General features: G+C 59.2%; 14 protein-coding genes and 2 pseudogenes. 5 read left to right on the top strand and 11 right to left on the bottom strand.

Features of this window, described 5'->3' with window-relative positions; genetic code table 11:
- The first annotated feature begins 226 nt into the window (after nt 1–226).
- From U9R25_14220 to U9R25_14205, 4 genes and pseudogenes are all read left to right on the top strand, one after another.
- Nucleotides 227–3,154, top strand: coding sequence for an insulinase family protein (locus tag U9R25_14220; protein ID MEA3337061.1), 2,928 nt, complete (start codon nt 227–229; stop codon nt 3,152–3,154).
- A gap of 411 nt (nt 3,155–3,565) precedes the next feature.
- Nucleotides 3,566–4,270 (top strand): annotated as a pseudogene (locus tag U9R25_14215) (transporter substrate-binding domain-containing protein).
- A complete protein-coding gene (locus U9R25_14210; GenBank protein MEA3337060.1) occupies nt 4,271–5,029 on the top strand; it encodes a transporter substrate-binding domain-containing protein in 759 nt (252 codons plus the stop codon).
- A 180-nt stretch (nt 5,030–5,209) separates the two neighbouring features.
- On the top strand, nt 5,210–6,073 hold the full coding sequence (locus tag U9R25_14205) for an amino acid ABC transporter permease (GenBank protein ID MEA3337059.1): 864 nt from the start codon (nt 5,210–5,212) through the stop codon (nt 6,071–6,073).
- An 8-nt stretch (nt 6,074–6,081) separates the two neighbouring features.
- Here the strand turns inward: U9R25_14205 and U9R25_14200 are convergent, their stop codons facing one another.
- Genes U9R25_14200 through U9R25_14190 form a run of 3 tightly spaced genes read right to left on the bottom strand, consistent with a single transcriptional unit; the run spans nt 6,082 to nt 8,831 of the window.
- A complete protein-coding gene (locus U9R25_14200) occupies nt 6,082–6,273 on the bottom strand; it encodes a hypothetical protein (GenBank protein MEA3337058.1) in 192 nt (63 codons plus the stop codon).
- A 27-nt stretch (nt 6,274–6,300) separates the two neighbouring features.
- Complete coding sequence (locus tag U9R25_14195) at nt 6,301–6,564, bottom strand: hypothetical protein (protein MEA3337057.1); 264 nt, start codon at nt 6,562–6,564, stop codon at nt 6,301–6,303.
- Nucleotides 6,565–6,569: 5 nt separating this feature from the next.
- Nucleotides 6,570–8,831: an AAA family ATPase gene (locus U9R25_14190; GenBank protein ID MEA3337056.1), complete on the bottom strand. Its 2,262-nt coding sequence runs from the start codon at nt 8,829–8,831 to the stop codon at nt 6,570–6,572.
- A 333-nt stretch (nt 8,832–9,164) separates the two neighbouring features.
- Between U9R25_14190 and U9R25_14185 the strand changes: the two are divergent.
- Nucleotides 9,165–9,413 (top strand): annotated as a pseudogene (locus tag U9R25_14185) (phosphotransferase).
- Between the two features lie 26 nt (nt 9,414–9,439).
- Here the strand turns inward: U9R25_14185 and U9R25_14180 are convergent.
- The 8 genes from U9R25_14180 to U9R25_14145 all read right to left on the bottom strand — a co-directional run bounded on the left by U9R25_14180 (nt 9,440) and on the right by U9R25_14145 (nt 22,914).
- Nucleotides 9,440–9,823 carry a hypothetical protein gene (locus tag U9R25_14180; GenBank protein ID MEA3337055.1) on the bottom strand — a complete coding sequence of 128 codons (384 nt, stop codon included), beginning with the start codon at nt 9,821–9,823 and terminating at the stop codon, nt 9,440–9,442.
- 54 nt (nt 9,824–9,877) lie between these two features.
- On the bottom strand, nt 9,878–11,230 hold the full coding sequence (locus U9R25_14175) for a PQQ-dependent sugar dehydrogenase (protein MEA3337054.1): 1,353 nt from the start codon (nt 11,228–11,230) through the stop codon (nt 9,878–9,880).
- 82 nt (nt 11,231–11,312) lie between these two features.
- Complete coding sequence (locus U9R25_14170; GenBank protein MEA3337053.1) at nt 11,313–12,173, bottom strand: DegV family protein; 861 nt, start codon at nt 12,171–12,173, stop codon at nt 11,313–11,315.
- Nucleotides 12,174–12,451: 278 nt separating this feature from the next.
- Nucleotides 12,452–14,674, bottom strand: coding sequence for an ATP-binding protein (locus U9R25_14165; GenBank protein MEA3337052.1), 2,223 nt, complete (start codon nt 14,672–14,674; stop codon nt 12,452–12,454).
- Nucleotides 14,671–16,281: a hypothetical protein gene (locus U9R25_14160; GenBank protein ID MEA3337051.1), complete on the bottom strand. Its 1,611-nt coding sequence runs from the start codon at nt 16,279–16,281 to the stop codon at nt 14,671–14,673. The genes U9R25_14165 and U9R25_14160 overlap by 4 nt, the downstream gene beginning before the upstream one ends.
- A 28-nt stretch (nt 16,282–16,309) precedes the next feature.
- Nucleotides 16,310–18,157, bottom strand: coding sequence for an SH3 domain-containing protein (locus U9R25_14155; GenBank protein ID MEA3337050.1), 1,848 nt, complete (start codon nt 18,155–18,157; stop codon nt 16,310–16,312).
- 5 nt (nt 18,158–18,162) lie between these two features.
- On the bottom strand, nt 18,163–22,077 hold the full coding sequence (locus U9R25_14150) for a hypothetical protein (GenBank protein MEA3337049.1): 3,915 nt from the start codon (nt 22,075–22,077) through the stop codon (nt 18,163–18,165).
- Nucleotides 22,078–22,110: 33 nt separating this feature from the next.
- The gene (locus tag U9R25_14145; GenBank protein MEA3337048.1) at nt 22,111–22,914 is read right to left on the bottom strand and encodes a response regulator transcription factor; all 804 of its coding nucleotides are present in this window, start codon (nt 22,912–22,914) and stop codon (nt 22,111–22,113) included.
- Nucleotides 22,915–22,917: the final 3 nt, after the last annotated feature.

Genomic DNA, 22,917 nt, shown 5'->3' with positions numbered 1-22,917 from the left:
TTTCCCGGACGAAATCTGCGAAGGAGACGCCGATCGCTCAACTTTATCCCAAACGATCATAGAATGCAAAATGAGATCATGTTGCTATTTGGATTTTGCCCGTGCAAACGGTAAAATGCTCTTTCAAATAATCAGCTCAACGACCCGCGAAATCGGTAGAAAAGCCGTTGGAGGGGTCAGTCATAATGGTTTCCTTACCCCGGGAGCCCCAGGAGAAACACGTAGAATGACGATCCATGGATTTGAATTGGTCGAGGAACGTTTCGTTCCCGAGATAAACTCACAGGCATTGGTGTATCGGCACGTCAAGACCGGCGCTCGCCTGCTGGCTTTGGAAAATGACGACGAGAACAAGGTGTTTGGCATTGCTTTCGCCACGCCACCCGAGGACTCCACCGGGCTGCCCCATATCCTGGAGCACTCGGTCCTCAGTGGCTCCGAGTCCTATCCAGTCAAGGAGCCGTTCAAGGAGTTGCGAAAGGGCTCGCTGAACACCTTCCTCAATGCCTTCACAGCACCGGACAAGACCATGTATCCGGTGGCCAGCCAGAATCTTCAGGATTTCTATAACCTGATCAGCGTCTATCTGGACGCGGTGTTCAAACCATTTATCACCCCGGAGACACTGCAAACGGAGGGCTGGCACTATGAGTTGGAGAGCGCCGATAGTCAACTGACCTACAAGGGCGTCGTTTTCAACGAGATGAAGGGTGTTTATTCGTCGCCGGACTCCCTGATCGGTCGTTACACGCAGCAGTCTCTGTTTCCAGACAATGTCTACAGCCTGGATTCAGGTGGCGATCCGACGGTAATCCCCGATCTCACCTATGAGCAGTTCAAGAGTTTCTACCAACGACATTATCATCCATCCAATTCCTATATCTTCTTCTACGGCGATGATCCTTCGGACGATCGCTTCCGCCTGGTCGACGCCTATCTGAGTGGCTACGAAGCAATCGAACCTGCACCGCCGATTGCGCTTCAACCTCGCTTTGCAGAAACCAGGCGGTTCACCTTCGGCTATGATGCAGGCTCGGAAGGCGAGGAGGGAAACCAGGATCCGGTCAATCGCAGTTTTATTACCGTCAATTGGATGTTCGACGAGATCACCGACATCGAGAACACACTGGCGCTGGAAATCCTTTCCCACACTCTGGTTGGCAGCCAGGCATCTCCTCTGCGCAAGGCTTTGATCGACTCCGGCCTCGGCGAGAATCTGACAGGCCAGGGCTACGACAGCGCCTATCGCCAGGGTATCTTCTCCACCGGCTTGAAAGGTATCGCAGCCAAGGACGCTGACAAGGTGGAGCAGCTGGTGCTGGATACGTTGACCGGTCTGGCTCGCGACGGCATCGACCCCGACATGATCGCCGCATCGCTCAATACCATGGAATTTCGACTCCGGGAAGCCAATACCGGTTCCTTCCCGCGCGGCCTGGCACGCTGGCTGACCTCGCTCTACCTCTGGCAGCACGGTGGTGACCCCATCGACGCCCTGGCCTTCGAGGCACCCCTGAATTCAGTGAAAGCCAATGTCGAAAAGGATCCGCGCTACTTCGAAGAGCTGATCGAGAGCAACTTCCTGAACAATCCCCACCGCACGGTGGTGCTCTTGCAGCCCGATTCATCGGCACGGGAAGAGGCAGAAGCCGCCGAACGGACCCGGTTGGAGGCCGCGCGCAGCCAGATGGAGCAGGAAGACCTTCAACGAGTCATGGAGGAGATGAACCGTCTGAAGAAACTGCTGGACATGCCCGACTCCCCGGAGGATCTGGCAACGATCCCGACCCTGACCGTCGATGACCTGGACAGGGAGATCAAAAAGATTCCGATTGAGGAGACAGAGATCCACGGCGTACCTGTCCTCACCCATGACATCGCCACCAATGGCATCCTCTACCTTCAGGTAGGCTTCAATCTGCAGACATTGCCTCAGGACCTGTTGCCCTACGCAGGCCTGTTCGGTCGTCTGCTGTTGGGCATGGGCACCGAGGAGGAGGATTACGTAAAACTGTCCCAGCGTATCGGCAGGGAAACCGGTGGCATCTCCGCCACGACCCATCTGGCTACGTCGCGCCCAGGTGATACAGAAAGCTGGTTCTTCCTGGATGGCAAGGCGACGGTCGACAAAAGCCAGGCGTTGCTGGATATCCTGCGCGACGTCCTGCTCAGCGCCGATCTGGACAACCAGGATCGCTTTCGCCAGATCGTGCTGGAGCGAAAGGCCGGCCTGGAGGCGGGTCTGATTCCCTCAGGGCACAGCGTCGTTTTCCGCCGTTTGCGCTCCCACTTCCGCACAGCCGATTGGCTCAGCGACCAGATGCACGGCGTGGACCAGATCTTTTTCCTGCGGCAACTGATAGAATGGATCGACCAGGATTGGCCTGCCGTTCTCGTCAAACTGGAACAGATGCGAGACACGCTGGTCGATGGTAACAGCATGCTGCTTAACGTCACTTTGGATCATGATGCCTACGATGGTTTCCAACCCCAACTTGCCACCTTTATCGACGCCATGCCCAAAAAGCAGGCTGCCCCCGCCGACTGGCAGCCCGAATTCGCCAGGGGCCCGGAGGGATTGACTATCCCGAGCATGGTCAACTACGTTGGCAAGGGAGCCAACCTGTACGATCTGGGATATGAGTTGGATGGATCATCCCTGGTTGTGGTCAAATTCATGGATAATACCTGGTTGTGGGACCAGGTGAGGGTCCAGGGTGGCGCTTACGGCGGATTCGGTGCCTTCAACAACATATCCGGCATGCTGGCCTACCTCTCCTACCGCGATCCAAACCTGGAAAACACCTTAACTATCTATGATGCAACCGCCGACTACCTGCGCGAGGTGGACCTCACCCAGGAGGACGTGGACAAGATCATCATCGGCGTCATCGGAGGCATGGACCAGTACATGCTGCCAGATACGAAAGGTTTTGCTTCAATGACCCGTCATCTGGATGGAAACAGCGACGAGATCCGCCAGCGCCTGCGCAACGAGGTACTGACCACAGAGGTCAGGGATTTCCGCTCTTTCGCCGATCTGCTGGACCTGGTAGCGGAACAAGGGGACATCGTGGTCCTGGGCTCCGAACAGGCCATCAGCGAGGCCAACCAGTCGCTGTCGCCGCCGCTGTCCGTCACGAAAGTGCTGTAGCTCGAAGGGTCGGAGTATCAGAGTATCAGAGGTCGGAGGATCAGATGGTCACTTCCAGGAATCTGAATCGATACCCTTGACCGCCGACAATTGACGATTTTCCCACCGCCGCCGTGTCGCATTGGCCGCGGGGATGACATGTTGCACCACAGGTTACCCAGAATGCCCCGGGCGGGGTATAATTCACGAAAGACAATCGCCACCTTGAGACTCGTTCCAACAGGAGTGAATAGCATGAGGACCTTCCGAGCCTTTCTGTTCCTGATCGTGATCGTAAGCATGGTCGCAGTGGCCTGCACACCACCAGCGATTCCCCAAGCCGTTGTACCGGATGCGCCGGCGCCAGCCGGGCAAGAACCGGCCAAAGAAGAAGCCCCCGCCCCGGAACCGGCCGCCCCTGTTGCCAAGGGTGATCTTTTTGACCTTGGTGGCCGGACGATCGTGGCAGTCACTGGCAATGACTACATTCCTCTCAACTACGTTGATCCCAAGACCGGTGAGGCCGTCGGATGGGAGTACGACGCGGTGGAGGAGATCTGCCGGCGCCTGAACTGCGACGTCGACTGGAACGTCACCGCCTGGGACACCATGATCTCCGCCGTTCGCCAGGGCCAGTTCGACGTGGGCATGGACGGCATTACTATCACCGAGGAGCGGGGAGAACAGGTTGATTTCTCCAACCCCTACATGGTGTCACAGCAATACATGCTGGTCGGTGCCGGCGAAGACCGCTTCACCACGCCGGAAGAATTCGCAGCCAACGACGAGTTGCTGATCGGCTCCCAGGCCGGCACGACCAACTTCTACGTTGCCGTCTACGACGTCCTGGATGGCGACGAGTCCAACGCCCGCATCAAGCTCTTTGAGACCTTCGGCGCGGCCGTCCAGGCCTTGCTCTCAGGGGATGTGGACATGGTGCTGATGGATGCCGCCTCAAGCCGGGGCTACATGGGTGCCAACCCTGACCAGTTGAACATCGTGGGTGAACCTCTTGGCACCGAGGAGTTCGGCTTCATCTTCACGCCGGAAAGCGATCTGGCAGAGCCCTTCGATGCCGCTATTGCCTCTATGCAAGAGGACGGCTTTCTGCACTTCCTCAACAACAAGTGGTTCTTCCTGACCGATCCGAACCAGGATGACCTTTACGACAGCCTGCCCGATCTGGAAGGCCGCACCGTTGTTGCGGTCACCGGCAACGACTACGTACCGCTGAACTTCGTCGATCCCAAGACCGGCGAGGCCATTGGCTGGGAGTATGACGCCATAAACGAGCTATGTGTGCGAATCAACTGTGAGGTCGACTGGAACGTGACCGCCTGGGACACCATGATCTCCGCCGTTCGCCAGGGCCAATTCGACATCGGCATGGATGGCATCACCATTACCGAGGAGCGGGGGGAACAGGTTGACTTCTCCATTCCCTACATGACCGCCGAGCAGTTCATGTTGGTCGGTGCCGGCGAAGATCGCTTCGCCACGCCGGAGGAATTTGCAGCCAACGATGAGTTGCTGATCGGTTCCCAGGCCGGCACCACCAACTTCTATGTTGCCGTCTACGACGTACTGGATGGCGACGAGTCCAACCCCCGCATCAAGCTCTTCGAGACCTTCGGCGCAGCCGTCCAGGCCTTGCTTACCGGCGACGTGGACATGGTGCTGATGGATGCTGCATCGACCAAGGGATACATCGGCGCCAATCCTGATCAACTGGAGGTGATTGGAGAGCCACTGGCGAGCGAAAACTTTGGCTTTATCTTCACACCAGACAGTGATCTGGTCGAAAGCTTCGACCAGGCCATCGCTACCATGCGCGTGGATGGTTTCTTTGATCACCTGAGCAACAAGTGGTTCTTTGCCTACGATCCAACCGAGTAGAGAGACGCTGATTGGACCTCCCTGCTGGACAGGTGCCTGAAGTACGCTGCCGGCAGGGTGAAGACCATCCACTTAACGATTTGACTGCCGGAGCTCGCGGCGCAGCGCTGCGAGCTCTGTTGCGTAAAAGCGGGACCGACGGAACCGCCACTGTGAATCCTCTGGGAAAAGGATAAAGCTATGAGTGTCAACGCTCAGACCGTACCTACGATTGACCGCAAGGGCTCGATAAGCAGCCTGCTGCGGCGTCCACCCTACTGGTTGATCTTCATTATCATCCTGGGGCTGATTTTCATCTGGAAGATCATCAGCGACGAGGATTATACGGTCATTTTCCAGGCGGTCGTAAAGGGTGTTGGCATCACGATCAAGGTTTCGGTGATCGCATACGCCCTCTCGATGGCGTTGGGGTTGCTGATTGCCTTGATGCGGGTATCACACAGACGCGTGCTGCAGGAAATCTCGACCTTCTACGTCGAGGTCATCCGCGGTTTGCCGATGTTGGTGCTGCTCTATTTCATCGTCTTCGCCGGAGCGCCAGCGATGGCTCAGGCTGTCAACGCCGTGGGAGAATTCCTGCTGGGGTTGGGTATTCTGACTGGACTTGGGCAGGCGCTGGCCGGTGTACAGGTGCGCGATTTCGACTTCACCACAAGAGTCATCATTGCGCTGACCATCGGCTACAGCGCCTTTCTATCCGAGGTCTTCCGCGCAGGGATCGAGTCCATCGAACGTGGCCAGATGGAGGCTGCCCGTTCCCTGGGCATGTCCAACTGGCAGGCCATGCGCTATGTAATTCTTCCCCAGGCGGTTCGCCGGGTGCTGCCCCCGTTGGGAAACAACTTTATCGCCATGCTGAAGGACTCATCCCTGGTGTCGGTGATGGGAGTCGCGGATATCACCTTCCAGGGCAAGGTCTATGCAGCCAGCACCTTCAAGTTCTTCGAAACCTACAACGTGGTGGGCTTTCTCTACCTGATCATGACCATCGGCCTGGCTCTCGCCGTGCGCGCCGTGGAAAGGCACATGTCCACCAGCGAGTGATAGCTGAGTTACCGGGTAAGTTCCTCCAGTGCCGGCGCCTTGCCAACCCAGCGATTCAGCTCGTTGCCCTGGGCATCATACAGGATGAAGGTAGGGGTCACCTCAAAACCGACATCCTCGGCAAATCGCCTGATCTGCGGATCCATCACGTCCAGGGTCACCACCCTGCCATCGGTCCACTGGTCCTCAAGTCGCTGCACGAGCGATCGATTGGCTACACAGCCCAGTCAGTAGTTGGAAAAGAACTCTACCAGGGTTGGTTGTTCACCTGAGGCCAGCGATCTGCGGATATTCTCGTCGCTATCGAAACGCGCCGTATTCCGTTGACCGGTGGATAATACGATCGCCAGGAAACCAACTAGCAGAATGGCCCAACCGGCCCACCAGGTCCAACCGGCATGGCGCGCCAGAAGCACGATCGCAGCAATAGCGAACAGCGTCAGGGGAAAGATCAAAAAGGAAAACTGATTGGCGATTTGAGTTGCTGTCATGTTTTTCACCTTCCGGCCTTGAGGAAAGCATTAGCACCGGACCAGCTAACGGTGGCATTGCTGAGCTGGAGCCGAAATGCCTTCTGCACAGTTTTCAGGTCGTCAGCCGTCAATGTCCGGGCAAGATGGTCACGGTAGCTCGGGCGTTTTTCGTCGGAAGAGGGCTGAAACCAACGATCGAGCATGGCCTGCGAGATGATTAGCTCCCGCTGCTCCGGTTTGAGCACCACCTCGCCCGTCAGATTTCCCCCGTCGAGAGCGGCCCGCAGGTCTTCTTCGTTCCAGTTGACCATGGGATCATCGTCACGCCGGTAAATCGCCTCCTCAGCCTCAACCAGCGCAGCAACCAGATCAGAGTCCAGGGCTGTCCTGTCCAGTAGCTCATAGAGCCGCTGGGTATAGACCGGCACCGTCTCGACCAGGCTGAGTACCCCATCCTCTGCCAGCAGCGATCCTAAAAAACTGACCATGGTCATCTTTTCATCAAGCGAGCCGAGGGCATTCCTGCCCACGATAGCGTCGAAAGCCTGCGAATCAAGCTCGCTGGACGCCAGCAGATCCTTGAGATCGGCCAGCTCGCCCTGCAAGATGATCGGTTGTTCCGCGGCACCCAGACGATTGGCCTGTTGCGCCAGGGCCTGCCCATCGGCACCGCGGGCCAGCGCATAGACGCCCCCCTCGGGCACCCGGCGCAGGGCCTCCCATGTCAGCAGACCACTGCCGGCATTCAAATCCAGCACGACCGAGTGACGTTGTAATCCGGCCACATCCAATACCCGATCGCGCACAGCGCCAAGCCGCTGGCCGGTCCCGCTGACGGTTCGCTGCAGCCATTGGTCGCGCTGCCGTGCGACTCGATCACCGGAAAAGGTCAAAATCTCCGGCGGACCAATCCCATCCCCCTCGACCATGGCAGCCAGCTGGGCCTCCCTGTGCCGTTGTACTTCCGCCTTGATGCCGGCCTCCGCGCCTTGATCGCCCGGCTGATAAAAAACCTTGCCTTGCAGCGATTCGGGCAGGTACTGCTGTGCCACCCAGTGATCCCGATAGGCGTGGGGATAGAGATAGCCCTCGCCATGCCCGAAGCCCTCGCTGTCCCTGCTGGCATCCCGCAAGTGGGTGGGCACCTCGGCCTCCCGTTCCTGCTCCACGGCGTTCAGAGCATCGAAAAAGCCCATCGTGGAGTTGGACTTGGCCGCCGTCGCCAGGTAGAGTGTTGCCTGGGAAAGATGAAAACGACCTTCGGGCAGGCCAACCCGGTCGAACGCCGTTGCCGCAGAGACAACAACGGTCAATGCGTCAGGATCGGCCAGGCCCACATCTTCGCTGGCAAAGATCAACATGCGCCGGAAGATGAACCTGGGATCTTCCCCGGCGTAGACCATCTTGGCCAGCCAGTAGAGCGCCGCATCCGGATCCGATCCCCGCAACGACTTGATGAAGGCGCTGATCGTATCAAAGTGGTAGTCGCCCTCTTTGTCGTAGAGCACCGCCCGACGCTGGATCGACTCCTCGGCGACGGCAAGGGTGACGCGGATGATCTGCTGATCGGTATCCGGAAATCCGTGATTGCTGTTTGGCGGAGTCGTCTCCACAGCCAGTTCCAGCGCATTGAGCACGGCGCGGGCATCCCCGTTGGCAACATTGACCAGGTGATCCAGTGCGTTCTCGTCGAGTTCAACCGGGAGCCTGCCGTAACCGCGATCCCGGTCGGCCAGTGCCTGCCGGGCGATGGCATACAGGTCGGCTTCGACCAGTGGCTTGAGCTGGAAAATTCGGCTTCGGCTGACCAACGGCCGGTTGACCGCGAAGTAGGGATTCTCCGTGGTAGCGCCGACCAGAATGACAGTGCCGTTCTCCACCCACGGCAACAGGGCGTCTTGCTGGGCTTTGTTGAAGCGATGCACTTCGTCTACAAAGAGAATGGTTTTGCGCCCATGTATGCCCCGTTGGTCCTGAGCTACGGCAATGGCGTTGCGAATGTCCTTGACTCCCCCCAGGACAGCGTTAATGGCGATGAAGTGGGCCTGGGTCGTGTTGGCAATGACCATGGCCAGGGTGGTCTTGCCGGTGCCCGGTGGACCGTAAAATATCACACTGCTCAGCTGATCGGCCTGGATGGCACGGCGCAAGAGTCGGCCAGGCCCAACGATGTGTCCCTGGCCGACGAACTCATCCAGGGTGCGGGGCCGCATGCGGGCTGCCAGGGGCTGTTCCTGCTGGATCAACTTTTCCCGGCGATGGTCAAAGAGGTTGGGGGGTGTCATAGGCTAATGGAGGAGGGTTTGAGGCGGATGACATCTCGCACACGTTCGACAAGCTCAGTGCAGGCTCGATCAAGCAGTTTTTTGGGCCGTTGTTCCATAATCTTAGGCGCCTTTTCAATAGTTTGCGCTTGGCAGGCAGAGATAAGTGTTGTATTCTCTTTTTGTTACTACTCAGGCTCGGCAGGAAAATGACTTGTTTGCGCTCAGATCAACCACGGATTGCGCAGATTCCACAGATTTTTTTGTTTGAATCTGTGTCAATCGGCGAAATCTATGGAAAAACCGGGACTGCCTGAGCAGTCACCTTTTTTTGTCTTTTGGTCGTAGTAGTTTCTGGCAAGAGATGTTACATTTTTACAATGTATCCCGCGTTGGACGTGTAGGCGGAATAATACTGATCAACAGTCGTTTCGGGATATTTTACGGGGTATTTCTGGTTTATGCAACTCTCCCGCAGACCAGGCAGAAAAACTTCCCCTTACACTCGTCCACGGGGATGTTCATCCGGGCAACATTCTACAAACTCCGGAAGGAGAAACTGTTTTGATTGATTGGGGGAATGCGCGTCTTGCCCTGGCTATGAAAGATTTTACTGGCAAAGTTTCCGTTTATTGCCCTGGTTGGGTTGATGCAGAATTTGATAGAATTGATCGCTCTCGTCCAGAACGCTTCAATGCGAATGCAACAGTCGTGACTGACGGAGAACGGGCAAATTTTCGGTTTTTCAACGCCGCTTCGTTCGCTACAAGAACCATATGACCCGAGCCAACACGATTCAGCGCCTGCTTAAGGACACCTGGCAAGAGTGGCGCAATGATGATGCCGCCACCCTCGCGGCTGCCCTTGCCTTCTTCACCGCACTTTCCATCGCGCCGCTGCTGCTGGCCATCGTCACGCTGGTCGGGGCCATTTTCGGGCGGGACACTGCAGAGCGGGAGTTGATAGCCCAACTTGCGCAGCTCATGGGACCGCAGGCTGCCGAGTTCGCCCAACTTGTCATCGACAACCAGCCCGAGCCAGTGGCGCGTAGCGGAGATCGCGGAAAGCTAGCGATCGGTCACCCGGTACACGCTGCCGCCGTAGTCAACCACCAACACCTGGCCATCTTCCGTCTCCCCAAAGGAGCTGATCTGCAGGTCGGTATCGGCAAGCTCGACCGACTGCCACTGACCATCGATACCCCGACTCAGCGCCCAAATCCTGCCGGTACAGTAATCCCCGTAGAAATAGGCGCCTGCAAGACTGGGCTGCGCCCTCCCGCGATAGACGTAACCACCGGTAACGGAACACCCCTGGCTGTGAGGATAGTCGGTTGCGGGCAGAACCAACCCATCGCTGTCGCACTCGTCCTCCCCAAAACAATGATTGCCTTCCATGATTGGCCAGCCGTAGTTCTCACCTCCCGGACTGCCGGCCGCCTGGAAGTTGATCTCCTCCCAACTGTTCTGGCCTACGTCGCCGATCAGCAGATCGCCGGTAAGTCGATCGAAGGAAAAGCGCCAGGGATTGCGCAAGCCGTAGCTCCATATCTCCGGACGCGCCCCGGCCACATCGACGAAGGGATTGTCGCCAGGCACGACGTAACGATGGCTATCTGTCACGTCTATCCTCAGAATCGCGCCCAGGAGGCTGGCGCGATTCTGGCCGTTTTCATAGCGATCGTTGGCTGCGCCACCGTCGCCCAACCCTGCATAGAGATAGCCATCGGGACCAAAGGCCAACATGCCTCCATTGTGATTGCCGGCGGGCTGTGCAACGGTCAGCAGAACCACCTCACTCTGCGGATCGCCGGCAGTGCGGTCTTTGTTGGCCAGGTAGCTGGCAATGACCGTATCACCATTCCCATCGGTGTAATAAAGGAAGAATCGGCCATTCTCGCCGAATCCGGGATGGAAGGCCAATCCCAGAAGTCCCTGCTCGCTGGCGCTGCTCCCAACCCGGTCCGTGATATCGAGGAAAGGCTGTTCGCGCAGTTCATTCCCGGCGGCAATCTGGATAACCCCTCCCTTCTCCACGATAAACAGGTGTCCGCTGCCATCAGCCGCATGGGTGACGAAGAGGGGCGCATCCAGCCCGGTCAATACCTCAGCCAGTTCCAGTTCCACCTGTGATGGATCAAAAGGGATCGAGGTCGGCGTTGCCATCGGCTGAGGAACCGGTGGTGGCGTGAATGTCGGAGTGCCGGCAAGCAATGACGCGCTCGTTGCTTCCAGCGTTGGGCCCACGGTCAAAACCGCTGCGGGTGCAGCAACACCCGCAGCGGTCGAGTCTGGGGTAGCGGTGGGCGCGACTAACCTGGCCTGCGTCGAGGAAAGAGTGGGAACCGTCTCACCGGTACAGGCAACACCCAGCGCTGCGAGGGCAATCAGGCAAGCCATCCACCGCAAGGTTCTATGCATGATGGTTTTCCGAAGGTGCCAGTTCCGGGCCATTCGCGAGCCACATCCATTGGCACCTTCTGTGATAGAGCGGGTTTCTATTCTACTCTACGTAAAATGCCACGCCAACGGTACCGGGGCCAACATGGGCACCAACGACCGGGCCCACCTGGGAAAAAAGCATCTCAACTGGTTTGAAGCGTTCTTCCAGTTCTTTCTGCAAACGCTCACCGGCCTGAGGGTCCGCTGCATGAAACACCCCGAGATGCAGTTTGCTGTCGGGCCCAATCTGTTCGGCCATCAGTTCCATGAGCTTCGCCAGCGCTTTTTGCCGAGTTCTAACCCGTGTCAGGGGTTGCACGATGCCATCCTTGACCTGGAGGATTGGCTTGAGATTGAGCACTGAGCCCAGCAGTTTGCCTGCCGTGCCAATGCGCCCACCGCGGTGAAGATACTCCAACGTATCCACCATGAAATAAAAAACCATTTTATCAACCAGAGAACTTGCTGCCTGAGCCACCGAATCCAGATCACCACCGGCTGCTGCTTCGCGCGCTGCCGCCAAAGCAATCAGGCCAATGCCGGAAGACACACTTCGCGTGTCGATGATTTTGAGCGGCAAATCAGGCAAGTTCTGCTGAGCCCCACGGGCTGACGCGAGGGTACCACTCAGTTCCTCGGAGATGAGTACCGCCACGATACCATCGTGGGTTCTGGCCAGTTCGGAAAAAAGGCTCTCAAAGGCTGCCACGTTGGGCTGGGACGTGCTCGGATGATCAGAAGATGTCTGCAATAACTGGTAGAAAGAGGTCGCGTCCAACTCGACGCCATCGAGCCATGTTTTGTCACCCATGATCACCGTCAGGGGTATAACGTGGATATTGTTAGCTTCTGCCACATCCGGAGGCAAATCTGCGGTGCTGTCGGTAACAACAGCGATTCGTTGCTCAGAAGCTTTTGCCATGGGTATCCTCCTCAACTTGATTGATTATTCGGCGAAAAAAACAGTCAGGATCGACGGCAGCGCAGGGCCCAAGAAAGCAACCATTTTGTTTTGCTAACCGGAAGACCTGGCCAACAGGAACATAGTATACCACAAACGCTGCTACCCATCCCACCACCGCAATGGGATGCAGCCATGGAAGAAACTCGCGCTTGCGTCACTCCCGCTGTCATCCCCGCGAACGCGGGAGCCCATCGAAGCCGTCCGTGACGGTTGGCAGTCCTGGACGTGAGAAGTTTCTAAGATCGCGGCAGACCCCCAAAATCCAGGGCGGCCTCGGCGGCGCTTTCCTTGGTGAAAACCTTGGGCAAGGTGAACCGGAATTCACTACCGGACCCGTTAGCATTTTCCACCCAGATGTTTCCACCATGGCGGTTGACAATGTGTTTGCAGATGGTCAGCCCCAGGCCTGTGCCCTTGTAACGCCTGCGGACGCTGCTATCCACCTGATAAAAGCGATCGAAAATCCTCTCGTGTTCCTCTGGAGGGATACCGATACCGGTATCAACTACAGAAAGCTCCACCGATTCTCCCCGGTCCCACCCTTGTATGCGGACCTGGCCCCCCTCTGCTGTAAACTTGATGGCATTTTCCACCAGGTTTGTCAGCACCTGTTCCAGCCGCATGGAGTCAGCCTCGATGGCGGGGAAATCCAATGGCATGTCCTGATGGAGCATAAGCTGCTTGCTGTCGGCCAGGGGCGTCAGCTTGCCAACAACAGTATCCACCAGATCGGTGGTGTAGACCTTCACAGGTCGCAGCCGAATCTGTCCCGACTCCAAGCGGCTAAATTCCAGCAGGTCCTCGATGAGGCGTTGCAGATGACCGGTCTGCTCCTGCACGGTACTCAAAAAGTCCTGCTGCAGCTCGGTCACCGGGCCAGTTTTGCCCATCAGGATGATATCGACGAAGCCCTTGATCGAGTGAAGGGGGGTCTTGAGCTCGTGCGATACCACCGAGAGGAAGTTGGATTTCATGCGCTCCAATTCCTTCTGCGCGGTGATGTCGCGCAAGACGGTTACGACGTCACCGATCTGATCGCCGGTTTCGGTGTCGCTGTAGATCGGGGCCGCCAGGGCCTGAAAGGTACGCACTTCACCGTCGGCGCTGAGCCCCGCCGTGGGAATGGGCAATTCTCGAATACTCACCTCTCCCGAAGTGGCCGTTTTTTCCATCAGATCGAGCAATTCGCTGCTGGGCAGAATCTCAGCCAGCGGCGCGCCAACCAGCGGGGCATCCAGGGCGAATATCCGGGCGGCGACGGGGTTCATCAATCTTAGCTGCCCCTGGGTATCTGCTACGACCACGCCGTCGCCAATGCCCGCCAACACCGCTTCCAGCTCGCGCCCTTTTTCGGCAACATTGCTGTACAGGCGGGCATTTTCTATGGAGGTGGCAGCGAAGTAGGCGAAGCTTTCGATCAGGCTGCGCGGCCGTCTGTCGACCGGCACCGTGTTGTCGAATCCAACCAGGAGAGCGCCGATGGACTCTCCACGAATCGTCATGGGCGTTACTTCCACCTCGGCGACGGGCCAGGGTTGAGTGCCACCGGTGCGCGGGCTCGCACCCTCCGTAGTCAGCACGCGACTCCGACCAGTCTGGAACGCGTCGAGCAGCGCCGGGTTATTCTCCAGTGAAACGGGCCAACTGGCGGGCCCTACCGTGTCGTCGGGCGACACGAGGATGCTCAGGGATCGCCTTTCGCCATCCAGCAGCGCCACAGCGCAGTAGGGCGAGCCTGTGAGCAGGCGCAACCTGTTAGCAATGGCCCGCAGGGTATCGTTGAGGTAGAGGGTGGCGGACAGCGCCTTGGCTACTTCCTGGAGGGACCGCAGTTCCAGCACCCGGTCCCGCAGATCGGTGGCAGTTTGTTGCAGGGCCTGGGTCTGGCTGGCCAGGTCCCGACTGCGGGCATCCAGGGCAGCGCGCAGCTGGTCAACTTCCTGCAGACGGCGACTCATGGCCCAGCTGATTGCGGCGATGGCGACCGTCAGCAGGAACAAGAGCAGATAGCGGGTGAGGAAAAAGCGTTCGGTCAGGAAGGCCAGGGAGCCGTGGGCCCGGAACAAGGCTCCCGCGTAAAGAGGGCCATACAGGAATGGCAACCATACCAGCGCTGGCGCGTCCGCTGCAAACACAAGCGATTGCAATGCCAGCAGGGGATAGAGCAGGTAGAAAGGGCTGGTCAGCCCGCCGTCCAGCGCGATCAGAGCGGTGACGAAGAGCGCGTCCACGCCGTGACAGATCCAGATGGGCAACGCTGGCCTGGTATGGGTTGCCCATCTGGTCGCAAAAAACGCCGTGGCGACAAAAGTGAACAACGCGTAGGCAGCAACCAGCATGGGCTGGGAAGCCCTGGGATCGAGTACCAGCCAGAGCACCCCAATGACCACCAACAGCCACCTGGTGGGGAGCCCGTAGCGCTGTTCGGTCCTTCTCATGCGGGAGACGTTGGCTGTCATCGCGGTCCAGGAGTTGCCAGCGGCGGAGGCGTATTGGTCGGTGGTGCCGGGGTATCGGTCGGCGGCACAGGCGTGTTAGTAGGAGGTACCGGTGTGTCAGTGGGAGGTACCGGTGTATTGGTTGGGGGTATTGGTGTGTCTGTAGGAGGCACCGGCGTATCGGTCGGTACCGCCGTGTTGGTTGGCGGCGCCGGTGTATCGGTGGGTGGCACAAGCGTGTTGGTGGGCCTGGGCGTTTTGCTTGGCCGCGGCCGACGCGTGTTGGTCGGTACAGGCGCAGGCGTGGCCGTTGTCAGGTTGGCGGGTGTATGTGTAGCCGTGGGTGTGACCTGGGATGGTGGCGAAGGTGATTGTCTCACTGTTGGCGTCGAAGTCTTCGTCGGAAGCGGTGTAGCGGTCGCCGAAGGTGTGGCCGAGGGAAGCACTGGCTCAACCGTGGGCGGGGTCGTGGCAGTGGCAGTGAGTGTCGCCGTTGGCTCCGGCGTGGCTGTATCGGTTGGGATCGGGGTCGGCAGCACCGGCATGGCCGGCTGCAACGAAGTTACCGGCAGCACCCAGATACCCTGATCACTGGCCAAAAACAGGCGGCTTCGGTCCAGCGAACCCATGCCCAGATCGCCCAGTGCCTGGTTGGAGCCGGTGGGCACTGTCTGCCAGCGCTGGCCCCCATCGTCGGTGCGAAACAGCTGATTCCTCTCGTCGAGGGCGTAGACTGTCTCGCCAACGGCGGGATCCACCAGCAGATGATCGATCAGCCCGATGGCGCCGGGCAGATCGGCGGCGAACCAGGTGACCCCGCTGTCACGGGATACAAATACCTGGTTTTCACCACCGGCATAAAGAAGTCCTGGCCGGTCGAACGCGGTCACCAGGCTGGCGATTCGGGTCACCTGGCCGGGCAGGATTGCAGGCTGCCAGGTGGTGCCGCCGTTTTCACTGATCATTGCTCCGGCGTTGGTCGACGCGTAGACCTGGTCAGCGTCCTGGCCATCAACCGTCAGCAGGCGTGCCGGGCTATCGTGGGAAGCGCCGGGCAACGGGGCCAGTTCCTGCCAGTTCCGCCCGCCGTTCCGGCTACCCCACACGTTGACCCCATCGGTCAGATAGAGGCGTTCGGCCACCGAGGGCGCCACCGCCAGATGCCATCTCCCTGGTGCTGTTTCGGATGGATTATCGCGGGTTCCGGTAGCCAGCGTCGAGGCCAGGCGCCAGTTGTCGCCCCCATCGACGCTTTGGAACAGCTGTATCCGTTCGTCCGCCTGGATCAGGACGTAGAGGCGCCCGGGCTCGACGAAATCGGCGTGCCAATCCAGGAAGGAAATCCTGCCCAGTCCACTACGCGGCAGATCCGTACCGACCTGACGGAAGGTCCAGCCGTCGTCGTCGCTTCGTTGCAGACCACCCATCGATTCAACGTATAACGATGTGCCGGTCTCATCGCCCCGTATTACAATGCGTTGTACCGCCTGACCGCGCAGGGCCAGGGGCTGCAATTGGGCACCTTGAGATACCGCCACGGGCAGCGCAGCCAGCGGCAACAAAAAGATGATCGAGGCAACGATTAACTGAAGCCAGCGTTGCCGGAGCAGCGGTGGGATGGTTCGCATGGACGAGACTGGTTGCGCGACGTGGACGTCAACGAGGTTTCGGTGTGTTGGTCGGCGTACTGGTCGGTGGTACTGGTGTGTCTGTTGGCGGCACCGGCGTGTCTGTTGGCGGCACCGGTGTGTCTGTTGGCGGCACCGGTGTGTCTGTTGGCGGCACCGGTGTGTCAGTAGATGGTATCGGTGTGTCGGTAGATGGTACCGGTGTGTCGGTAGATGGTACCGCCGTCCCTGTTGGTGGCACCAGCGTCCTGGTGGGCGTGGGTGGCGGCCGGCTGGGTTTGCCCGATCCCGGCTGTGATCCCGTCTCCCCAGGCGTTTCCGTAGGTGTTGGCGTCGCGGTTTGAGTTGCCGTTGGCGTATCCGTTGCCACCGGCGTCGGCGGCAGTCCAACTGGCAAGGAGTCTATATCGGCATTGGTTGTGACCAGCAGGGCTGCCAGCCAGCCTGGTTGACCGTTGACACAGCACACCACCACCCAATCACCGCTCTCGTTGCGGCCAACCAGGGCCATTCGCTCACCGGCGCGAACCTGCCCAAGGACAGGAAAATCGGTTCCTGGCCCGAGTCTCACGTTCAGGATGTCGGCAGCCACCTCGACGAAGGGCGTCGGAAGGGGCGATGGCGTTGGGGTGGCCGTGGCCGCCGGCGTGGGAGTGAAGATTGCGCTCAGGGCGTCCAGCCCATTCCGGGCTGCAGAAGCGTCCTGGACAGACAGGGCCAGTGCCTGCTGATAGTCCGTGAACGCGTCGTCCAGTAATCCGGCTGATCGAGCCTGGTCGGCCCGGGCGGTCAGGACCTGGAAGTATAGCTCTCTCACCTGCCCATCAGCATATTCGGAGTCCTGCTCGAGCAGCGCGCGCAGATGGTTCTCCGCCTGCCGCCAATCCTGCCGTTCATAGGCCTGGCGCGCCGCAAGATACTGGTTGGCAACCTGGCTTTCGGCCCCTGCCTCGACGTTGCGGGGACGCAAGGCCAGCGCATTGCCGAAACGCCCGATGGCCTGGCGGATGGTATCGCTGCCGGCGTCAGGCGTCGCCAGCAGCGCCCTGCCCTCGCTGAGATAGAGCACAAAAAGCAGTTCCCTGACGGCATCCCGCTGGTAGGCCGGGTCCAGGTCGGCCAGCCGCGAGAGATACTGAATGGCTATCGAATAGTCGCCCGAGTCGTAGGCCGACACACCCTTGTCGAACAGCTGGGAGGCGTCGCGCTGGTGGATGACGGCAGTCAACAGGCCGGCGGCCTCGCCATAGGCTGGATCCAGCGCCAGGATGGCCAGCAGGTTGGCCTCGGCGGTATCCCAATCGGCGGCCTCGATGGCAGCCTCAGCTTCCTGATAGGATTGGGCCAGCTTCTCCAGGCGGGAGGCCCGTTCCAGCCCTTGCTGGGCCGCCGGGTTGCCTGGATCGAGCACCGAGAGCGCGGCAAAAGCCTCCCTGGCGCCGGCGTAGTCACCCACGGCCAGGCTGGCCTGTCCCCGGTTGTAGAGGGCCTCCCGTTCCAGGCTCCGGCCAAGATCGATTCCGGGGATCCATCCCTGCCACAATGTCAGCGCACCCAGCAACCCGATCACGATGGCGACCGGCAACAGCCAGCGAATGCCTCGCTGCCCTCTGCCAGTATCCTCCTGGGCGGAAACAGAGCCGTTGGCATCGCCAGAATCGACTTGCTCCAGCTGCAGAAACCAGCGGGATTCGTCGATCAACGAGTTGATTCCGGGCCAATCGGGCCGGATCTGCTTCAACCGGGTGAAACAGTCCAACGCCTGGCCCCACTCCCGCCGCTGGTAGTGGGCCATGCCTTGATCATAGAGTGCGTTGGCCTGTTCGGCTGTTTTCTGCCGGTCGGTGGATTTACCGCGTTCCGAGAAAGTACTCATGGGTATTACCGTATTCTCTCAGCCGGGGTACGATTCGCCGGTTGGGGCATGAGCGTCATGGGCTGATCCTGGAGATCGGGATCGGGTGGGCCTAGCGGATAGCAAACAACGGGTTCGTCGGGAGGAAGCCCTGCATTTTGCGGCGTCAGCGGCATAAACAGCTGGTGTTGCTCGCCCCGAAGCCGGATGCCCTGGACATCGGTCCAGGTATTGAAGCGATTGTCCAGGCGGTTGTGGCTGGCGAACTCCAGGGTCACCGTCTGGCCTGCATAGGGGCTCATGTCGATCGATCCCATTTGCCAGCCCATATCGCGGAAGAGGATTGGAGGGTTGGGGTCGTCATCGGTGATTTGCTCCTCCGGATTGCCGTCCCGGAGAAGGATGTCAACCTCGCCCGTATCACTGCTTTCCGCAGAAACGTCAAAGGAATCGACCCACCAGAACCAGGAGTCTTCAGGATCAGCCGGGTTGGAGGGTGTGCAGAGTCGGCTTGCCCATATGGTGTTAGTAGTGCTGATCTGGTCGTAGGTCTGGATCCGGTACCAGAATTCCAGTACCGGTTCTGGCACATCCTCCTGCTCGGGTACCGAGATGGTTTGGGCGAGGCTGGACCAGGAGTCGCCGCACCGTGGGGTTGGCAACATTGGATATCCGGCCAGTGCGCAAGCCATCCACTGTACCGATCCCAGTCTCATGGCGGCGACGGTTTCTCCCGGGAAAAGATCGGTTTCCTGGAGTGGATCGAGAAGGATTTCTTGGCGAACCGTCCATCCTGCCCAACTGTAGTTTTGGAAATCGCCGTTGTTGACCGGATCGAGCAGCGTGCGGTTCTCACCGCCGGCATCCTGCCACTGTGAAACGTTTCCTGCTCGATCATTGGCCCGCACCCGGAAGGCATAGACCTTGCCTCGCTCACCTTGATCGTAGGGCAGCGATTTGAGCGAAGTTGTGATCCAGGTCTGCCACTGGCCCGCAGCGCCTTCGCGCACCTGAACTTCGTAGCGGTCAAGACCGGAAACTTCAACGCCGCTTACGGGTTCGCCATCATTGCCATCCCATGCGACATGAATGCGCGGTTGCTCGCCACGGGAGGCGCTGTATTTCGCCAGCGGATAGAGGGAGGCTAGCGGCGCCCGCGTATCTATCTTCACGATATGTTCGGTGGGCTGCTCGATATTGCCCGCGTGATCGATGCTGTACACGGCCAGGGTATGCACACCTTCCTCCTGGATGGACAGGGAGTTGGATGCTACGGGCGCCTGGCCATTCAGTTCCCAAAAGGTCGTTCTCACGCCGGCGTGATCGTCGCTGGCCTGCAAAGAGACGATCACCTCTTCACGGAACCAGCCGTCGTCGCTGGGTTCGGCATCGAAGCTGACTGTCGTCACCGGCGGGGTCTGGTCGAAGCGCAGCCCTTCTTCCAGCAACACGGCCTGCTCAAAATCGACGTTGCCCGCCCGGTCCTCGAGCCACATATAGAGATCGTAGGCGCCCTGGCCCGGGGCCTGCAGGCTGGTAGTCTGGTCCCCGGCGGGAACGGAAAATGAGCCCTGTGGATCCGACGGCGGATCGAAACTGGCATGGAGCAATGCTACACCTGATGTGTCCGGCGGGTTGCTCCAGGTCACCGTGAATTGATTACTACTGCTCCAGGTGTCTGGTACGATCTGGGGCGCGATCGGTGGACCCGGCGGATCGGCGTCGAGCTGGAAGGTCTCTGTGTAGGGGCCGGAGCTGTTGCCTGCCAGGTCCTGACCTTCATAGGTCAGCAGGTTGTTTCCAGGCTGGTCGATCGCCAGGGATACCTGGAGCTCGCTTGTCTGCTGCCAGGGATTCCCGTTGGTGCGGTAGCGCAAAAAAGAGGGACCGCTGCCCGTGTCAGCGATGGCGATGGTGGCATCGATGGTGCCCACATACCAGCCATGGCTGCCCAGCGGGCCATTGAAGTCGAGGGTTACCAGGGGCGGCGTTCCATCGAAACGCAGCACACCCATCCCGGTTGGCGGGCTGGCATTGCCGGCAGCATCCACCAGCCAGACCCACAGGGGCCATTCACCCTCGGCGGGAACGGAGTAACTGTCAATCACGGTCGTGTTTTCGAAGAATTCTCCCTCGCCCGGGCCCGGCGGGTCGCCCAGGTGAACGAATGCACCGGCGATACCGCTGGAATCGGCAGGATTCTGCCAGGTCATTACGAAGCTGTTTTCGCTTGCCCAACCCGTCGGTTCGAAAGTGAAGTGGATGGGCGACCCGGGCGGGGTGGCATCCAGGGCTATGGTAAACTGGTGTATCTCCTCAAGATTGGTGGCGAAATCCATGCTCTGGTACTCGAGCAGGAAGCTGCCATCGTCGTCAAACTGGAAGGGCTCAGCCGGTGCCCAATTCCCCCCGTTGATGCGCAGCCAGGTTGCCTGCACGCCGGATCCAAAATCGGGCGGCGCACCGGGCGGTGCGTCCACGGCCTCCAGGTGGCCGGAGACAGGTGCGGTGAAATAGCCCGTCGACGCCATCGCCGGCGTGATGACCACGGTGGTGGTGGGCGGGATGGTATCGATGGAAAAGTCGATCTCAACTGGCAGGCTGCGGTTTCCGGCCTTATCTTTGCCGAATGCCTGCATGGTGTGGTGGCCATTGCCAGACACGAATGCCTCGGGACTTGTGACCGGCGGCTGGTCATCCAACTGCCAGGTGACCTGATCCGGTTGCGAGAGTTGGTCGGTCAGGTGGAAGCTGATGGTGAGAGGCGTAGAATACCAGCCCGTAATGCCAGGTTGGTGCGAGACGGTATAGGTTAGTACCGGTGCTACGCCATCGATTCGGATGCGGGAAGTTGCCGGTGCCATGGTGTTGCCGGCGTTATCGGTCGCGGTTATGATGATCTCGTGGTCCAGATCGGAAACGATGACAGTGCTCAGGGCCGAACTGGTGGTGATCTGGTCCAACTGCCAGCCCCAGGAAGCGACACCGCTTGACTGACTAGGGTCTCCGGGGGGATCAGAGGGATCGAAGGTAACGGTTACCGGGTTCGTGTACCAACCGCTGCCGGTAGGCGGCTGATCAGGTTCGGCGGAGACTGTTGGTGCAGTAAGGTCCAGCTTGAACGGGTCTCCGAAGCCCCTGCGCCGGTGGTCGACGTTGCCGGCCTGGTCGACCAGCCATACGATAAGGTTGTGCGTCCCCTCGGCGGGCACCTGGATGTCGGAGATGGCATTGGTCGTCGTAACGAAGGTGCCATCGGTTGGAAATGAAGGCAGGGTATTGAGCCGATAGTAGGCGCCCACGACAGCGGAAGGGCCCGGTTGGTATTCCCAGGACTCGCTGAAGCTGTTGATATTGGTCCAGGTATCGGGGGTGCTGATCATGTCGAATGGTGCGAATGGCGCCTCGGTGTCGACGGTGATCGAATACTTCCCGCTGTCAACCCACCCAGCTTGTTTTCTCTCTACCCGGAAATAGATTTGGTTCCCGTTGAGGTTTGCGGGCGGGCTGTCGGGCGTGGTGAGGCCGGTGACCGTCAGTTTCAACGAGGTGCTGACCGGGCTGGCGATGGTCAAATCATCGGTCAACCAGCCGCTCCAGGTAACGCCGCCGTCAGTGGAAACCTGATACAGGGCATTTTGAAGCTCGAAGCCATCAGGGTTGCTGGCGGTAATTCCCGCGTCGAAGGGTGTCTCGGAAACCCAGCCGCTGGGAAAGAAGTCGTTCCATTCCGTCTCCGCTTCGGGGCTTTCCGGGGCGGCTGCGCGGGTAGTCTTCCTGTTGGAATCTACAGACGAGGCGGAAGCGCGGGAAATCACCTGCTGTAAGCCGGCAAAAAGCAGCAGCGCGCAAACCAGCGCCAGGCCGGTTCGAGTCAGCAGGCCGATCCATCCCCCGCGCTGTTCGTTTCGATAGCTGTCCATCCCGATCGGTGGTTTCATGGGCGTGCCCTCCGTAACGGCTGGCGGCGCCGATTACAGCACAAATTTATATCCAAGCCCCCTGACCGTGAGCAGGTGCCTGGGTTCTTCCGGATCAACTTCGATTTTGAGACGCAGGCGGCGCACATAAACCGCAACCTGATTGCTGTAACCGTCGTAGTCATAGCCCCACACATTGCTGATAATCTGCTCATGACTGAGCGAACGCCCCTGGTTTCGCACCAGACAGTGTAATAATCGGAACTCAATGGGCGTTAATTCGACATTATCCCCACTGGGTAAACGAACGATATTTGTTACCGGGTCGAGATGAAAACCGTCGGCGACCAGGGCAGACTCGGGCTCGCCGAAGGTGAAAGCCTCGGCGCGCCGCAACACCGACCGTACCCGTGCAAGCAATTCTGACGGCTCAAAGGGTTTGGCAAGATAATCGTCTGCACCAACATCGAGCCCTGAAACACGATCGCTGGTTTCGCCCTTGGCCGAAAGCATGATGATGGGCAGATTCATGCTCTGCCGGATACGCTGTGTTACCTGCAGCCCATCCAGACCGGGCATCATGACATCCAGAATGACCAGGTCGGGTATCTCCTCTTCCACCAGGCGCAGGGCATCGGTTCCGTTGTCGGCCGTGACTACTTCATAGCCCTCTTCCGCCAACAGGAAGGCGGTCATTTTTAAACTTGGAGGATCATCGTCGACAATCAACACACGCATCGGATCGGACCCCTTCTCATCTGGCATTGGCTGCACAGCAACCATAGAATCGAACTGATTATACCACCGGGGAAGAGGTACAGCAAAAGTCCCACTATTTTTATTGCCACTGCCGTCCATTGT

This window comes from Chloroflexota bacterium, from assembly GCA_034717495.1.
Classification (GTDB): Bacteria; Chloroflexota; Anaerolineae; order JAAEKA01; family JAAEKA01; genus JAYELL01.
This window is presented reverse-complemented; position numbering and strand designations above follow the sequence as displayed.

Bases quoted from the DNA above. Each gene is read 5' to 3' on its own strand.
- U9R25_14220 (MEA3337061.1), top strand. From the start codon at position 227: ATGACGATCCATGGATTTGAATTGGTCGAGGAACGTTTCGTTCCCGAG.
- U9R25_14205 (MEA3337059.1), top strand. From the start codon at position 5,210: ATGAGTGTCAACGCTCAGACCGTACCTACGATTGACCGCAAGGGCTCG.
- U9R25_14190 (MEA3337056.1), bottom strand. From the start codon at position 8,831: ATGACACCCCCCAACCTCTTTGACCATCGCCGGGAAAAGTTGATCCAG.
- U9R25_14175 (MEA3337054.1), bottom strand. From the start codon at position 11,230: ATGCATAGAACCTTGCGGTGGATGGCTTGCCTGATTGCCCTCGCAGCG.
- U9R25_14170 (MEA3337053.1), bottom strand. From the start codon at position 12,173: ATGGCAAAAGCTTCTGAGCAACGAATCGCTGTTGTTACCGACAGCACC.
- U9R25_14165 (MEA3337052.1), bottom strand. From the start codon at position 14,674: ATGACAGCCAACGTCTCCCGCATGAGAAGGACCGAACAGCGCTACGGG.
- U9R25_14150 (MEA3337049.1), bottom strand. From the start codon at position 22,077: ATGAAACCACCGATCGGGATGGACAGCTATCGAAACGAACAGCGCGGG.
- U9R25_14155 (MEA3337050.1), bottom strand. From the start codon at position 18,157: ATGAGTACTTTCTCGGAACGCGGTAAATCCACCGACCGGCAGAAAACA.
- U9R25_14195 (MEA3337057.1), bottom strand. From the start codon at position 6,564: ATGACAGCAACTCAAATCGCCAATCAGTTTTCCTTTTTGATCTTTCCC.
- U9R25_14160 (MEA3337051.1), bottom strand. From the start codon at position 16,281: ATGCGAACCATCCCACCGCTGCTCCGGCAACGCTGGCTTCAGTTAATC.
- U9R25_14145 (MEA3337048.1), bottom strand. From the start codon at position 22,914: ATGGACGGCAGTGGCAATAAAAATAGTGGGACTTTTGCTGTACCTCTT.